The organism is Halorubrum pallidum (assembly GCF_055380345.1).
On record NZ_AP043945.1, the window covers coordinates 539,191 to 553,796 of the forward strand.

The following is a 14,606-nucleotide window of genomic DNA, read 5'->3' on the forward strand; positions in this document are numbered from 1 at the left end:
ACCGACTTCGACCGCGACAACCGCCGAGGCCGCCGTTTCCGTCGGACTCTTATCGGGCTGTGACCTACGGGACGTATGAGCGAGCACGTCGCCGACGAGTCGACGATATTCGAAACGCCCCTCGTCGAGGTCGACCTCGGACTCCGGTCGGACGCGACGGTGTACGCGAAAGTCGAGTGGTTCAACCTCTACGACGCCCCGCACGGCGGCGGGTCGGTCAAGTCTCGGATCGCGAAGGGAATGCTAGACGGCGCGGAGGCGCGCGGCGACCTCGCTCCGGGCGACACCGTGATCGAGCCCACCTCGGGCAACACCGGAAGCGAAATCGCCCGACTCGCGAGCGCCCGCGGCTACGCAGTCGAGATCGTCATGCCCGACAACGCCGCGGGCGGGAAGGTCGAGGCAGTCCGCGACGCGGGCGCGGAGATCCACTTCGTCGACGCCGACCTCGGCTACGACGCGGTCATCGAGCGCTGCGAGGAAATCGTCGCCGCCGATCCGGACGCCTACTACCGGCCGAACCAGTACGAGAACCCGGACAACCCGGGCACCCACGAGCGGACGACCGCCCCGGAGATCCACGAGGCGACCGACGGCGACGTGACCCACTTCGTCGCGGGCGTCGGCACTGGAGGGACGATCACGGGCACCGGCCGCGGACTGACCGAATTGACCGACGACGCCGTCGAGGTCGTCGGCTTCGAGCCGGACGAGCCGCTCCACGCCATCGACGGACTCAAATACCTCAAAACGGGCGACCACTACCACCCCGACACGTACGACGAGTCGGTGCTCGACCGGCGGGAGTACGTCTCGACCGGCGACGCCTACGACCGAGCACGGGCGCTCCGTGACTGGTACCAAGACGAGGCGGTGCCGGTCGCCGATCCCGGCCAGCACGCGCTCGAAACCGTTCGCGAGCACCTCCGCGTCGACGGCCAGTTCGTCGTCGGCACCTCCGCGGGTGCGGGTGCGGCCGCCGTCGCTGCGCTCGACGAGGGAGGTGCCCTCGCGGACGACGACGTGGTCGTATTCATGCTGTGTGACCGCGGCGACAAGTACGCGGACATCCCGCTGTGGGAGGAGTATCTGTAGGCGCGCGAGACCGACGAGACGACCGAAAGAGAACCGCTCACCGACCGCCGCTAGCCGCGGGGATGACGCGGACCTGCGCGTCGGCGGGAACCTCGGCGTCGAGCCCATCGACGGGCGTACCGTCGACGTAGACGTTGATGAACTCCTTGATCTCGCCGTTCTCGACGACGCTGTCTTTGAGCTCCGGGCCGTGTTCGGCGGCGTGGTTCTCGAACAGGTCGCCGACGGTGTCGCCGTCGACTCGGACCTCGGAGGTCGACGATCCGCCGACGAGTACGGCCGGCAGCTTGATCGTGGCCATACGTCCGATTCGGGACTCATCGCAAAAAGCCGTCCGCCGACGGCAACGTCGGCCACGGTCTCTGATGACCGTCTCCGTCGGCGGACCGCCGGGCTGCTCTGCGAGGGTATCACGTGTTCGGCACGTTCAATCTCTCCCCAGTCGTGCGTTCGTCACGCGTTTCCGAGATCGCGGCAGATCACACCGGTGGACGCCCGGCTTATGCGTTCGTAGCTGCTACGGGAAGACAATGAGCGATCTCGATCTCGATCCGACCCAGCTCGACCGCTACTCCCGACACATCATCATGGACGACGTGGGGCCCGACGGACAGAAGGCCCTGCTCGACGCCGAGGTGCTCGTGCTCGGTGCCGGCGGGCTCGGCGCGCCGATCGTCCAGTACCTCGCGGCCGCCGGCGTCGGAGCGCTCGGTATCGCCGACGACGACGAGGTGGAGCTGTCGAACCTCCAGCGACAGGTGATTCACGGGAGCGACGACGTGGGCCGCAAGAAGGTCGACTCCGCTGCCGACTTCGTCGCCCAGCTCAATCCCGACATCGACGTGCGGAAACACGAACTTCGGGTCACCCCCGACAACATCGAGGAACTGATCGATGGCTACGACTTCGTCGTCGACGGGACCGACAATTTCGCCACGAGGTACCTCGTCAACGACGCGTGTACGCTCGCCGGAATTCCCTTCTCGCACGGATCCATCTTCAAGTTCGAGGGGCAGGTGACGACGTTCGCGGGCGGCGACGACTCGCCGTGTTACCGCTGTCTGTTCCCCGAGGCGCCGCCCGCGGGGATGGTTCCGAACTGCGCGACCGCCGGCGTCCTCGGCGTCCTCCCCGGAACCGTGGGGTGTCTGCAGGCCACGGAGACGGTCAAACACCTCATCGGCGAGGGCGAGAGCCTCGACGGTTCGATGCTCTTCTTCGACGCGCTCGACATGGAGTTCGACAAAGTCGAGATTCCCAAACGCGACGACTGTCCGGTGTGCGGCGACGACCCCGCCATCGAGTCGGTCCACGACGTGGAGTACACCGCCTCTTGTGCGATCGACGTCGGCGGGGATGAGGCGGAGATCGAAGCGAGCGACTGAGGCCGGACACTCGGTGCGTTTCCGCTTTTCCGCGTTCCCGCACGATCGCCGATAGCGACATCGTATTTACATGGAAGAGCGTCAGCGATGCAGTTTATAAACAAACGTCGTACCTTCCGGTTCTACCGCTCGCTGCGCACGGAAACGGTCTCCTGTTCGAACTCCTCTTTGTCGCCGCGCCAGCGCCACGAACCGACGAACGGGTAGCCGTCGAGCGCGCAGATGACGTACGAGTGGTCGGGCCACGTCGCCCGCGCCGCGTCCGTCTCGCTCGGATGCGTCGGCCCGGTCGGATGCGAATGGTAGAACCCGACGAGGTCGAGCCCGTCGGCCTCGACCGACTCGATCAGTTCGAACTGCTCCTCCGGGTCGATGAGGTACCTGATCTCGGGGGTCTCCGCGACGTTCTCGGCCTCGTAGGTCTCGGTGACGACGTTCGGATCGCCGTCGTCGCCGTGGGTGCCGGCGAGCACGCCACAGATCTCGGCTTCTCCGCCGCTGTAGGCGTGATACACGATGTCGTCGTAGACCGCCCGCGAGAGTTCGATCATACGGCGAGAGAGGGGCGTCCACCCGATAAGTCCGTCCCGACCGGCAAAGGGTGTGCCGCGTCCGCGATAGCGGCAGGCGTTGTGTGCGGTACTGAGAGGGACGTGACGCCTTTTCGCACACGACGCACGTCGGTGTTGACGACGGTCGAATGACCGTCTCAAAAATCCACCAGAACCGGTCGATACCGGCGATCACAACGGCCGTTCAAAACGAGAGAGGGAAACTCAGGAGCGCAGCCATGCCAGCAGGCGGGCAGCCGGGCTGGTCGCCGCCTCGAGATCTTCGAGTCGCGGGGTGTCTTTCAGTCGTTCGGGACCACTTTCGATATTCGTCTTATTAATTTCCATTACAGTAGATGATCGTGCTCGTATACGGATAAGGAGTTCGAAATACAAATTTATCGTCGCAAAAAATCCATTATATATTGTTTTATCATCCATGTTTTGTGGTTCGCTGGGAAACACCAGCAGGTGAGCGGTGGATCGGAGGGGCCCGTCTCGCGTGAGGACAACGCACATGCCACTCCCCGTCCCACGGGTGGTATGAACGTCGATGTACTGGTGTACGACGGCTTCGACGAACTGGATGGAATCGGGCCCTACGAGGTGTTCGACTACGCGTTCGGGTTCGCATCCGAGAATCGAGCGAAGCGCGATGAGGGGAACGGGTCGCTCGACGAGACCGCGGACGGTCCGAGCGGGCTCGGGCGTATCCGGTACGTGACACTCGACGAGAGCGAGGCGGTGACGGCGAGTCACGGGACGCGAGTCGGCGTCGACGGAGTGCTTCCGGATCCGACTGCCACGGCCGCGCCCGACCTGCTCGTCGTTCCCGGGGGCGGGTGGCGCGCACGCGACGAGGAGGCGAGCGCGTGGGCCGAAGCGCAGCGAGGCGACGTGCCCGACGCGCTCGCCCGGTATCACGACGCGGGCGTCCGAATTGCGTCCGTCTGCACCGGCTCGATGCTGCTCGCCGAGGCGGGCGTCACCGACGGGCGACGTGCGGTCACCCACGCCGCCGCGCTCGACGAACTCCGGGAGTCCGGCGCGCACGTCGTCGACGCGCGGGTCGTCGACGACGGCGACCTGCTCACCGCAGGCGGAGTCACCTCCGGACTCGATCTCGCCTTGTACCTCGTCGAGCGAGCGTTCGGCGAATCGATCGCAACACGCGTCGCGACCGTGATCGAGTACGAGCGACGCTACGACGTCGCCGGGCGGGAGGAGTAGCCCGGAACAGCGGTACGCGGTCAGTCGTCGGTGCCGTCGTCGGGGAGCGGCGCGGTGTCACCGGGGCCCTCTCCCGGTTCGTTGCTCGTGGTGTCGCCGTCGGCGTCGACGGTGATGACGGTACAGTCGAGTTCACTTCGGAGAAACGAGTCGATATCGGGGTCGGAGAGCAGCTTCTGGACCATGCGCCGCCAGCGTCCCGCCTGCTTCGAGCCGATGACGACGATGTCCGCCCCCTCGGCGACTATCTCTTCGAGGATGGTCTCCTCGACGAGAAACCCTCGGCGGACGACGTATCGCGCGCGGTCCAGCCGGCCGAGGCGCTGTTCGACCGCGCGTTTGAGATCGCTGCGAGAGACGCCGCCGGAGTTCTGATAGAGGTCCACGTGGAGGATGGTGAGGTCGGCGTCGCGTTCCTCCGCGATGCGGGCGGCCTCCCGCAACGTCGTCTCCGAATGCGACGACGGCGGGAACCGAACCGGGACCACGACGAGGGTCATGTGAGAAGCGTTGAATGCCCGGCATAAATACGCTGTCGGTGCGGACGGGGACGACTACGACCTACCAGCGTGAGGAGCGGCTCGAACTCGTTGAGGCGGCGGTACGCAAAGAGGTTGATCGACGAAAGAGCGAAGTCGATAACGGAAACGGAGGTGGCTTCTGATGACCCTGATCGAAGCCTATCGCGACGATCTCCGCGAGCTTGTTGCTCGGCTCGACGAGCGTGGTGTCTTCGCACCTGGTGAGTGCGAGGCGTGGGAGGAAGGGATCGACGAGGCCGACGAGATGAACGAGTTGATGGTGACGAGCGAGGCGCTTCACGAGGTGATGGCAGACCCCGAGGGTATCAACGCTGTGATCGACGAACACACGTACCCCGAAATGAAATCGTTCGTCTGGGTTACTGGTCTTCCTCTGGAATGACTTCCAAGTCCTCAAAATCAGGCAATTCGTATCCGTCAGCAGAGAAGTCATCACGCGGTTTACCGGTCTCTTCCGCTAAAACCACATCCGCCTTCAGAGTTTCATAGTCATCGTTCTGAAAATTTTGCTCACTCTGTTGGATCGTCTCCTCGGAGGGCTGTGTCTCGCGCTCCATGGAGAGTGAATATGCAACAGGTACGGAAAGTCGTTTCTCCGACTCGCATTACCCCGGCCCGTGTTGAGACACCAAGAGTACCGCCTGGGCGGCGTGCAGTTACTCCTCGACGTTACTGGCATCCGTTGACTGCCCCTCGATGCGTTGCAGGATCGGGTAGACCACGCGCTTCCATACCTGCCCAGCGGCGTCGGAAAGCCGGTCATGTACTCGATCACGTCATCCAGAGCGACGAGCAGGCCGATGAACGCAAAGCCGGCACCCGTCGCCGGGTAGTAGGGTCAGACCGACGCGAAACCGAACAGCGTCAGCGCTACGCCGACGTAGAAGTGGTGTGGCGCGAGGGCGTCCCCGTCCGGCCCCTCTTCGGGGTCGAACAGATCACCCTTCGATAGTCGTCTCAGTCAGAACGTTGACGTGGTATAACTCGTCGCCACGTCTTTCGTAGCCACTCCAGCCACCGCTGTCGCTCCAGAGTTGGAGACGCCCGTCGCAGTTGTCGTCGTCGATCGGCTGAAAGAGCTGGTCGATCCGGATCGTCTCGATCCGCTCGCGTTCGATCTCGACTACGTCGCCGTCGAGGTCGACAGCGATCTGTACCTCCTCGTCGCTGTCGCGTTCTGCACTCATGCCGCACCCCCGTCCACTACGAAATTCGCCGGACTGCGTCGGGGGGCGTGATCTACCTTGTTGCACTCCGGTTTTTCGGGGCGTCTTCTGAAAACGTAGACTAACCGCTCATGTCTTCTGAGGGACGAAAACGCCGATTCCGAAGTGCACCCGGAATCGACTGAAAATTCCAGTCCGCCCTCCCCGAATTGAACGGGGGACAAGCCGATCTACAGTCGGCTGCTCTACCAGGCTGAGCTAAGGGCGGGCACCTCGTTCTTCCCGCCGGATCCGACTTAAGAGTTCTCTTTCGCCCCCGGTGTGATCCCTCGTGTCGCGGCTGGGATCCGGTGACGCGACGGCCGTCGACACAGCGGTAGCAGCGTCCTCCACCGCGCGCGGTTTTTAAGTCGCTCGCGGAGGGAGCGGACGTATGGTCGACGGCGATGACAGACAGGCGACGTTCGGGGCCGACGGGAGCTTGGAGACCGACACGACGCCCGACGCGACCGGCGAGAACGACTTCGGCGAGCCGAAAGAGCCGAACGAGACCGACGGCGGCTACAACCGCTACGCCGTCTCCAGCCTCCTCCAGAAGGCCGTGCGGCGCTCCGACGAGGAGGTCGCCGCGTGGGCCGCGTGGGAACTCGCGCGCTCCGGCTACGCGTGGAACCTCTGGGACCGCCTGACGCTGTACGTCGTCGAGGACCTCCGCGCCGGTAGCGAGGTCGCGCTCACTATCCAGCGCTACGAGGAGCTCGCGACCGAACGGTGGGAGCCCGCCGAGTGGAAGGGGCGGCTCTGTGCGATCCACGCCGCGCTGGCGGCCGCCCGCGCGCGGTCGACCCGCGAGGGGCCGAACGCCGACGAGTACTTTCGGGCCGTCGCCGACCGCCGCGCCGAAGCCCGCGAACGCGGCGAAGAGCCCGCACACGACTTTCCCGTCGGCGACCTCGAACCGGGCGGCGAGTTCGACGCGGTCTTCGACGGCCACACCGGCGAGGGGTCGCGTCTCGGTCGCGGCACCGAGTTCTTCAAAACGCGCGGGGCTCGCGTGGGTCCGGAGGGCGAAGGCGAGCACAGCGCCCGATGGCAGCGGCTCGCAATGCTGCTCGACGAGGACCACGACTACACCGAAGCGGAACTCGACCGCGCCGTCGAGCCGGTCGACCCCGACGACCCCTGGACCGAACCCGAGACCATCGTCGACGAGGGGGATCCGGGCCAGACCGGAACCGAGACCGGCCACACAGACGAGAGCGGCGGAAGCGACGCCGGCGACGGCGACTCCCGCGGCTCGCTGTCCGACTTCTCCGAATGAACCGAACGCGTCGCGAACGCCCGTCGGACACGCGTTCGCGGCTCACGGATCCCGCACCGCGACGGACGCGAGCGCCGCGGCGATCGTGAGCGCGGCGAGCGCGGGGGCGGTGCCGAACCCGCGCGTCGCGTCGTCAGTCGCGGGACCGCCGTCCGGGGGATCTGAATCGGTCTCGCCGTTGCTACCGTTACCGTCGGTCTCGTTGTCTCCGTCGGTCGCACTCGGTTCCGGCGGGGTCCGCTCGACCGCCGCCCCGACAGCGGCCGGCGCGTCGACGACGCCGTGGCCGTATCGGTCGTCGGAAGCGGTCGCGTTCGCGGGGTGGACCGCGGTCTCGACGATCGCGGCCTGCAGCGTCGCGTCGTCGACCCGTCCGTCGGTCGCGGCGACCGCGAGCGCCGCGACGCCGGAGACGTGCGGGGCCGCCGTGCTGGTTCCCTGACGCTGAACGTAAGTGGCGGTCGTGTTCGCCTCGGCGCTGACGACGCCGACGCCCGGGGCCGTCACGTCCGGAACGACGTACCGGTCGGGCCAGTCGTCCGGGTACGTCTCGAACGCCGCGGCCGCGTCGACCGACTCCCCGCTGGAGAACGGCGGCACCGCTCCGTCGCCGTCGACCGCGCCGACCGCGAGGGCGTCGTGGACGTTTCCGGGGCTCGTCGAGGTGTTCTCGCCCTCGTTGCCGGCGGCCACGACGACGACCGCGCCGGCGGCGCGGGCGTTCCGCACCGGGGCGACGAACTCGCGGAACGCGCCCGGCGCGCCGAGGCTCATCTGGAGCACGTCGGCGTCGCCGTCCGTCGTCCCGTGTTCCATCGCCGCTATCACGCCCGCGAACGTCGCCGTCTCGTTCTCGGCGAACACGTCGATCGCGTGGAGGTCGGCCGCCGGAGCGACGCCGATGTGCGTTCCGGACGCGTTCCCGCCCGCGACCGTGCCGGCGACGTGCGTCCCGTGGCCGTCCGAGTCGCTCGCGTCCGCGAGGTCGTCGCTCACGAGCGCACCCCGCTGGTCGAACGCGGCCCACCCGTCGAGATCGATGTCCCGGTGACGGGGGTCGGCACCGGTGTCGATGACGGCCACCGTCGCGCCCGCGCCGCGGGTCCCGAACCGCTCCCACGCGGTCGGGGCGTCGATCTGTCGAAGTCCCGCCGTGGCCCGGCCGCTGGGGTCAGCGGTGATCTGGGCGGGAGCGGCGGTGCGCGGCGGAGGTGCAGCCGAGGGGCCGTGCGATGTCGACGACGCGCCGCCGACCGGTTCGATCTCGACGTTCTCGTGGACCGCGGTGACGTTCTGGACCGACAGCAGCGCGCTCGCCGACACCGCGTCGGCGTCGACGGTCACGACCATCGCGTTCGCCAGCCACAGGTCGCGCTCGATCGTGACCCCCTCGCGTGCGGCGGCGAACTCGTCGAACGCGTCCTGTTCGGAGGTCGCGTGTTCGCGGAGGTCGTCGACCACGGCGTCTCGGTGGTCGTCGGGCGTGGCGGCCGTACCGGACGTGTTGCCCGTGCCAGACGTGTCGGTCGTGTCAGCCGTGCCGTCGGCGTCGACCGTGCCGAGGTCGTCGGGGTTCTCGATCGGCGTGAACCGGACCACGACTTCTATCGTCTCGTTCGTGCCGTCGAGCGGCGTCGTCTCGTTCGCGCCGTGCGCGTCGTCGGGAGCACCCACCGCGTTCACGCCCGCGGCGTCGACGGCGGCGGCTCCCGAAGATGCGAGCGCGACGAGGAGTACGCCGGCGAGGAGTGTGACGAGAACCGCCGTTCCGACCGCTCTGACGGCGGTGAGGGGGCGGAGCGAACGCGTCGAGTCCGCCGGCTTCGCCTCCCGCCCGTTGCTCATGGTCGACCTGCCGAGAGGGCGAGACAAATAGCTTCGGCTCGCGCGGTCGACGCGCGCGGTCGAATTATCAGCCTCGCGCGTGGCCGCTTCCGCCAACGCTTATTGACGTGGCCCCGATACATCATCTATGGTAGACGTCGCAATCGTCGGCGGTGGACCGGCAGGACTCAGCGCGGGACTGTTCGCGAGCAAGAACGGCCTCGACACGGTCCTGTTCGACACCGACGGCACGTGGATGCACAAGGCACACCTGTTCAACTACCTCGGCGTCGGCTCCGTCGGCGGCAGCGAGTTCATGGCCACCGCCCGACAGCAGGTCGACGACTTCGGCGTTGACCGCCACCAGGGGGAGAAGGTCACCGACGTTGCGTCGTCGGGCGACGGCTTCACCGTGACCACCGAGGACGGGGAGTACGACGCCGACTACGTCGTGTTGGCGACCGGGGCGAACCGAGACCTCGCGGAGTCGCTCGGCTGCGACTTCGACGGCGACCTCGTCGACGTCGGCGTCTCGATGGAGACGAGCGTCGCGGGCGCGTACGCGACCGGTGCGATGGTCCGGGCGGAGGAGTGGCAGGCGGTCATCTCCGCTGGCGACGGTGCGGCCGCCGCGCTCAACATCCTCTCGGCCGAGAAGGGGGAGCACTACCACGACTTCGACGTGCCAGACACCGCGAGTTCGGTGTTCGGCGGCCTCATCGACGACGAGTAGCGACCGTCCGCGCGCTCCCTTCAGTTCGCGGAGTCCGGCTGTCCCACGGGCTTCGGGGCGTCGCCGGCCTCGATCGCGCGCCGCGTCGCCTCGTCGAGTTCGACGAGGTGACACAGGGGGTTCCCCGGGTAGACGACCGGGTTCTCCAAGAGCCCGATCAACAGCCCGGTGAAGGGGGCCTCGACGCCGACGGCGTCCTCCTTGAACGGGTTGGTGATCGTCGCGATGCGCTCGCCCTCGCGGACGAGCGAGCCGCTCTCGAAGTGCGTGTCGACGATACCGCCGGAGTCGGCGCGAAGCCACGTCTTCTCGCCCGCGCCGGCGACGATCGTCCGCCAGCCGGGCCAGCGAACCGTGTCGGCGGAGAGAAGGTCGTACTCCGCGAACACCGAGCGGACGCCGCCGAGCGCGTCGTCGATCAATCCGCGCTGGAACCGGTGCGCCTCGCCCATCTCGATCGTGATCGTAGGAATGCCGTCGGCGGTCGCCTCACCGCGGAGGGTGCCGCTCGGGCCGTCGCTGTCGATGATCACGTTCGATCCGAACGCCATCGCGAGGCGGTGAACGCCGTCTTCGGTCATGTCTCCGCGGACGTGGAGCATGTTCGTCCGGCCGCGGGTGGAGGTGTGGAAGTCAAGCCCGAAGTCGCAGGGCGCGATGAAGTTCTCGTAGATCCGGTTGGCCATGCGCTTCGAGCTGGTCGAGCCGGCTTTCCCGGGGAACGAGCGGTTCAGGTCGCGGTCGTAGACGGGGAGGTACCGCTGCTGGGCGAGAAATCCGGGGACGTTGAGCACCGGGAGACAGACGAGCGTCCCGGCGAGCGTCGAGAGGTCCCACTCGTGGGCGACCTCGCGGACGACCTCGATGCCGTTGAGTTCGTCGCCGTGGGCGGCCGCGGTGAGGAAGACGGTGGGGCCGTCGCGCTCGCCGTTGACGATCGTGGCGGGGATCCGGACCGGGTCGCCGAGGTACGTCTCGCTGATACCGTAGCGGATGTTCTGCGTCTCGCCGGGCGACACCGCGCCGCCGTTGTACGTGAACACCCGGTCGTCGCTCATGTCTGAGCGGAGCAGGGGCCGGGGTATATATATGGCGACCGCGAGACTCAGCGCTGATAGCCGCCGGAGCGATCGGCGCGCCTTTTACGTCGGCCCGCGCAGGCACAGGCATGAGTTCGGACTCGGTACGGGTGGGAGTCTTGTCGCTGCACAACAGCAAGGAGACGAAGGCGATCTGCAACGCCGTCGAGGACCTCGGACACGAGCCGGTGTGGCTGCGCGAGGAGAACGCCGCGATAAGCGTCGAAGACGGCGAGGTCTCCGTCGAGCCCGCCGTCGACGTGATCGCGAACCGGCTGCTGCTCTCGAACACCGACCAGCCCGCGGAGCTTCTGGGGCTCGCGACGACCTTCGAGCGTATTCGGCCGATGCTCAACGAGCCGGACGCCGTGCTCGCCGCGATCCACAAGTTCGCGACGGCCGCGACGCTCGCCGACTGGAACATCCGCGTGCCGGACGCCCTGCTCGCGCTCTCGAACGACCGGCTCAACGAGGGGCGCGAGCGCTTCGGCGAGGTCGGCGTGTACAAGACCGCGATCGGCACCCACGGCGGCGGCACGTGGAAGGTCGACCTCACCGAACGGGTGAACCCCAAGGTGGGGAATCGGCAGGCGTTCCTCCAGAAGCTCATCGACCGAGACGACGAGCAGCACCGCGACCTGCGCGTGTACATCGTCGGCGACGAGATCGTCGGCTCGATGTACCGCTACGCACCGGAGGGCGACTGGCGGACCAACGTCGCGCTCGGCGGCGCGGTCGAAGACGCGGCCGACGATATGCCGGAGGAGGCGGCCGAGACAGCCCTCTACGCGGCAGAAGTGATGGGCCTCGATTACGCCGGCGTCGACCTCGTCGAGGGGTACGACGGCTGGTACGTCCTCGAAGTCAACCCGACGGCCGGGTTCAAGGGCCTGTTCGAGGCGACTGGCACGAGCCCCGCCCCGCACATCGCGAAGCTCGCGATCGAGACGGTCGGCGGCGAGGTCGACGACGACGCAGTCGAGCGCATCTCCGCGACGCTCGACGACTCGCGGCCCTCCTGTGCCCCGATTCCGAAGACGACCAGCGCCGAGCAGCCCGACATCGGCTACATCGAGGAGGTCGTCGTAACGGGAACCTCGGGCTCCACGCAGGCGCTCGCGAAGTCTGACACGGGCGCGACGCGGACAAGCATCGATACCCAGCTCGCCGCCGAAATCGGTGCGGGCCCGATAAAGAGCATGACGCGCGTGAAGTCGGGCAGCATGAAGGGCGGGAAAGCGCGCCCGGTCGTCGACCTTGTCATCGGAATCGGCGGGAACCAGCACACCGTCACCGCGAGCGTCGAGGACCGCGGACACATGGAATACCCGCTGCTCTTGGGCCGCGACATCCTCAGCGACTACCGCGTCGACGTGCGCCGGCGCGCGGACGCCGACGAGGCCGAACGCGCGGAAGGCGGCGAGATCCTCGAAGAAGAGTAGCGAGGTCGGGTCGCCTCCGCCCGACGCGTCAGACCGCTGTCACCCACGCCCGGTAGTCGTCGTCGAGTCCGTACACCTCGCGGAACGCGCGCTCGATGAACCCGGCCACGCGGTTCGCGTCGGACCGCGCGGTGATCACCGCGTTCGTTCCCTCGGCCTCCTCCGGGCTGACGAGTTCGTCGATACGGAACTCCGGGAACTCACCGAGCAGATCCTTCAGCCGCTCCAGTTCCGGGTCGGTGCAGTCGAGTACGACCTCCGTGCCCGCGAGCTGGATCCACGGCGGGACCTCGCCGCCGTCGGTCCCGTCGCTGTCGGGGTCGACGTCGACGGTCATGACGTCGCTCGACCGGCTCCGGTGTGCGGCCGCGGCGTCCGCGAACAGCTTCAGCCGCTCTGACTCCGTCGCGGCGTCGAATCGGGTCATGCACCATCTTCGTCCCCGACGTCCCTTAAAAAGCGGTCACACGCGCGACGACTCTCCGACACTCACGACGCGACAAATCTCTCCGACACTCACGCACGCGACCGATCGCTCACCGACCGCGACAGACTCACGACCGCTCCGTCTCCGCCAGCACGTCCTCGACGATCGACCGCGTCCGCTCCGCCTCCCGCACGCGCTCGTCGACGACCCCGCGTTCGATGAGATCCAACGCGGAGTCGTCGAGCGCGTCGCGAACCTCGGCCGCGCGCCGAAGCCGCTCGTACTCCTCGTCGCGAGCGAGCTCCCGAACCGACCGCAGCGTCGCGACCGTCTCGTCAGCGGCAACCCGCGAGACGAGCGGGATCAGCTCGTCGATCTCGTAGCCGAGTTCGTCGCCGCCGGCCGGCGGCCAGTCGAGCGTTAGCGGCTCGCCGTCGAGCCGCTCGATGTAGGTGCGATGGACCGCGACCGCGGTCCGGAGCGCGCCGGGGTCCTCGACGTAGTGGTCGAGCTTCGAGTTGGAGTAGTCGGCGTACTCCAAGAGCGTCGGCAGCGGCTCCTCGCCCGCCTCGTAGTCGGCGACGTAGTCGGCCAGGTCGGTCGGCGGTACGTCGACGTCGACAAACGGCGTCCCGTCGGCCCTCTCAAGGAAGGCGAACACCTCGCTGGCGGACGCCGACGCGTAAAACGACGCGAACGCCTCTCGTATCGCCCCGTTGTACGACTCGATCGGATCACGGAGGCGGTCGACGTCGGCGTCGAGGTCGGCGTCGGTCATCTCCGCGACCGCGCGAAGCTCCTCGATCCGCGAGTCGAGCGCCTTGCGGGCGGCCTTCGCCTCCTTGCGAGCGGCCCGGTACGCGTCGACGGCGTCGTCGTAGTCGCCGAGGAGGTCGACGTACTCGCCCGCCGGGTCGAGCGCGTCGCGAGCGGCCGCGAAGTCGCTCTCGGAGAGCCGCTTCTTGTCGACCGCATCGTCGGCGGCGGCGAACGCGTCGGCCGCGAGCGCGTCGTCACCGACGTCTACGGCGTCTGCGAACTCCCCGCGGAACTGGACGTACGAACCGAAGTCGCCGGTTCCGACGGCGTCCTCCTCGTACTGGTCGAGGACGCGATTCGCTCGGCGATAGGCGTCCGCGGCGGCCTCGATACGGTCCCGGCCGAGGTCGTCGATGCGGGATTCGATCCGGCGGAGCTCGTCGTATCGCTCTCGCAGAGTCGCGGCCGCCTCGCCCGCCTCGGCGACCGGGCCGTCGCCGACCTCCGCAGCGCCGTCCGTCCCGCTCGCCTCCGGAGCGACCATTCAGTACACCTCGTCGGGGTCGAACACGCGCTCACCGACGTTCTCGCCGTCGATAGTGCGGTGAAAACACGACCGGTGGCCCGTGTGACACGCGCCCGCGTTCTGGTCGACGAGGTACAACAGCGTGTCGGCGTCACAGTCGACGCGCACCTCGCGAACCGCTTGCGTGTGTCCCGACGACCCGCCCTTGTGCCACAGCTCGTCGCGAGAGCGCGAGTAGTAGTGGGCCTCGCCGGTCTCGCGGGTCCGTTCGAGCGCCTCCGGCGAGACGTACGCGAGCATCAACACCTCTCCCGACTCGGCGTCTTGGGCGATCGCGGGCACGAGGCCGTCGTCGCCGAAATCGACGTCGATCGGCCCGGCCACGCCCGTCCCGTCCCCGCGTTCCTCTCCGGCGTCCGCATCGACATCGCTCATGTCTCGCCGGACGCGCGGAACTCGAATAGGCCTTTTGTCTGTACGGGCCCGAGGATCAGCGGGCGTATCGCGGGTCGGCACGTCACGCGAG

General features: G+C 67.6%; 17 protein-coding genes and 1 tRNA gene. 7 read left to right on the top strand and 11 right to left on the bottom strand.

All coding sequences use genetic code 11. The annotated features are described in order from the left end of the window. Positions 1-75 precede the first annotated feature (75 nt). Entirely contained in the window at positions 76-1,095 is a 1,020-nt protein-coding gene (locus ACZ45C_RS04315) for a PLP-dependent cysteine synthase family protein (protein WP_460559288.1), read from the top strand. A 37-nt stretch (positions 1,096-1,132) separates the two neighbouring features. Here ACZ45C_RS04315 and ACZ45C_RS04320 read toward each other — a convergent pair whose 3' ends face one another. Beyond that, complete coding sequence (locus tag ACZ45C_RS04320; RefSeq protein WP_460559290.1) at positions 1,133-1,396, bottom strand: MoaD/ThiS family protein; 264 nt, start codon at positions 1,394-1,396, stop codon at positions 1,133-1,135. Between the two features lie 229 nt (positions 1,397-1,625). On the opposite strand from ACZ45C_RS04320, the gene ubaA reads away from it, so the two are divergent. Further along, positions 1,626-2,480, top strand: a complete 855-nt coding sequence (gene ubaA / locus ACZ45C_RS04325) for an SAMP-activating enzyme E1 (RefSeq protein WP_460559292.1) — start codon at positions 1,626-1,628, stop codon at positions 2,478-2,480. Between the two features lie 122 nt (positions 2,481-2,602). Here ubaA and ACZ45C_RS04330 read toward each other — a convergent pair whose 3' ends face one another. Beyond that, complete coding sequence (locus ACZ45C_RS04330; RefSeq protein WP_460559294.1) at positions 2,603-3,031, bottom strand: desampylase; 429 nt, start codon at positions 3,029-3,031, stop codon at positions 2,603-2,605. Between the two features lie 543 nt (positions 3,032-3,574). On the opposite strand from ACZ45C_RS04330, the gene ACZ45C_RS04335 reads away from it, so the two are divergent. Continuing rightward, complete coding sequence (locus ACZ45C_RS04335; RefSeq protein ID WP_460559296.1) at positions 3,575-4,261, top strand: DJ-1/PfpI family protein; 687 nt, start codon at positions 3,575-3,577, stop codon at positions 4,259-4,261. A 20-nt stretch (positions 4,262-4,281) separates the two neighbouring features. Here ACZ45C_RS04335 and ACZ45C_RS04340 read toward each other — a convergent pair whose 3' ends face one another. Further along, positions 4,282-4,761, bottom strand: coding sequence for a universal stress protein (locus ACZ45C_RS04340; protein WP_460559298.1), 480 nt, complete (start codon positions 4,759-4,761; stop codon positions 4,282-4,284). Between the two features lie 163 nt (positions 4,762-4,924). On the opposite strand from ACZ45C_RS04340, the gene ACZ45C_RS04345 reads away from it, so the two are divergent. Continuing rightward, positions 4,925-5,185 carry a hypothetical protein gene (locus ACZ45C_RS04345; protein WP_460559302.1) on the top strand — a complete coding sequence of 87 codons (261 nt, stop codon included), beginning with the start codon at positions 4,925-4,927 and terminating at the stop codon, positions 5,183-5,185. On the opposite strand, the gene ACZ45C_RS04350 is transcribed toward ACZ45C_RS04345, so the two are convergent. The 3 genes from ACZ45C_RS04350 to ACZ45C_RS04360 all read right to left on the bottom strand — a co-directional run bounded on the left by ACZ45C_RS04350 (position 5,163) and on the right by ACZ45C_RS04360 (position 6,237). Beyond that, positions 5,163-5,360: a hypothetical protein gene (locus ACZ45C_RS04350; protein ID WP_460559304.1), complete on the bottom strand. Its 198-nt coding sequence runs from the start codon at positions 5,358-5,360 to the stop codon at positions 5,163-5,165. The genes ACZ45C_RS04345 and ACZ45C_RS04350 overlap by 23 nt on opposite strands. Positions 5,361-5,741: 381 nt before the next feature. Beyond that, positions 5,742-5,990 carry a hypothetical protein gene (locus tag ACZ45C_RS04355; protein ID WP_460559306.1) on the bottom strand — a complete coding sequence of 83 codons (249 nt, stop codon included), beginning with the start codon at positions 5,988-5,990 and terminating at the stop codon, positions 5,742-5,744. A 173-nt stretch (positions 5,991-6,163) separates the two neighbouring features. Further along, positions 6,164-6,237, bottom strand: a tRNA-Tyr gene (locus tag ACZ45C_RS04360). Positions 6,238-6,402: 165 nt separating this feature from the next. Here ACZ45C_RS04360 and ACZ45C_RS04365 point away from each other — a divergent pair. Further along, a complete protein-coding gene (locus ACZ45C_RS04365) occupies positions 6,403-7,290 on the top strand; it encodes a hypothetical protein (RefSeq protein WP_460559308.1) in 888 nt (295 codons plus the stop codon). A gap of 42 nt (positions 7,291-7,332) precedes the next feature. Here the strand turns inward: ACZ45C_RS04365 and ACZ45C_RS04370 are convergent, their stop codons facing one another. Next, the gene (locus ACZ45C_RS04370; RefSeq protein ID WP_460559310.1) at positions 7,333-9,135 is read right to left on the bottom strand and encodes a S8 family serine peptidase; all 1,803 of its coding nucleotides are present in this window, start codon (positions 9,133-9,135) and stop codon (positions 7,333-7,335) included. Positions 9,136-9,262: 127 nt separating this feature from the next. Between ACZ45C_RS04370 and ACZ45C_RS04375 the strand changes: the two genes are divergently transcribed. Continuing rightward, positions 9,263-9,847, top strand: a complete 585-nt coding sequence (locus ACZ45C_RS04375; protein WP_460559312.1) for an NAD(P)/FAD-dependent oxidoreductase — start codon at positions 9,263-9,265, stop codon at positions 9,845-9,847. 20 nt (positions 9,848-9,867) lie between these two features. Here ACZ45C_RS04375 and ACZ45C_RS04380 read toward each other — a convergent pair whose 3' ends face one another. Then, on the bottom strand, positions 9,868-10,905 hold the full coding sequence (locus ACZ45C_RS04380) for a succinylglutamate desuccinylase/aspartoacylase family protein (RefSeq protein WP_460559314.1): 1,038 nt from the start codon (positions 10,903-10,905) through the stop codon (positions 9,868-9,870). Between the two features lie 110 nt (positions 10,906-11,015). Here ACZ45C_RS04380 and ACZ45C_RS04385 point away from each other — a divergent pair, with 110 nt between their 5' ends. After that, a complete protein-coding gene (locus tag ACZ45C_RS04385) occupies positions 11,016-12,368 on the top strand; it encodes a putative ATP-dependent zinc protease (RefSeq protein WP_460559317.1) in 1,353 nt (450 codons plus the stop codon). 28 nt (positions 12,369-12,396) lie between these two features. Here the strand turns inward: ACZ45C_RS04385 and ACZ45C_RS04390 are convergent, their stop codons facing one another. From ACZ45C_RS04390 to hisI, 3 genes are all read right to left on the bottom strand, one after another. Next, the gene (locus ACZ45C_RS04390) at positions 12,397-12,795 is read right to left on the bottom strand and encodes a hypothetical protein (protein WP_460559319.1); all 399 of its coding nucleotides are present in this window, start codon (positions 12,793-12,795) and stop codon (positions 12,397-12,399) included. 127 nt (positions 12,796-12,922) lie between these two features. Further along, positions 12,923-14,098, bottom strand: coding sequence for a DUF7118 family protein (locus tag ACZ45C_RS04395; protein ID WP_460559321.1), 1,176 nt, complete (start codon positions 14,096-14,098; stop codon positions 12,923-12,925). Next, positions 14,099-14,515, bottom strand: a complete 417-nt coding sequence (hisI, locus tag ACZ45C_RS04400; protein WP_460559323.1) for a phosphoribosyl-AMP cyclohydrolase — start codon at positions 14,513-14,515, stop codon at positions 14,099-14,101. Positions 14,516-14,606 lie beyond the last annotated feature (91 nt).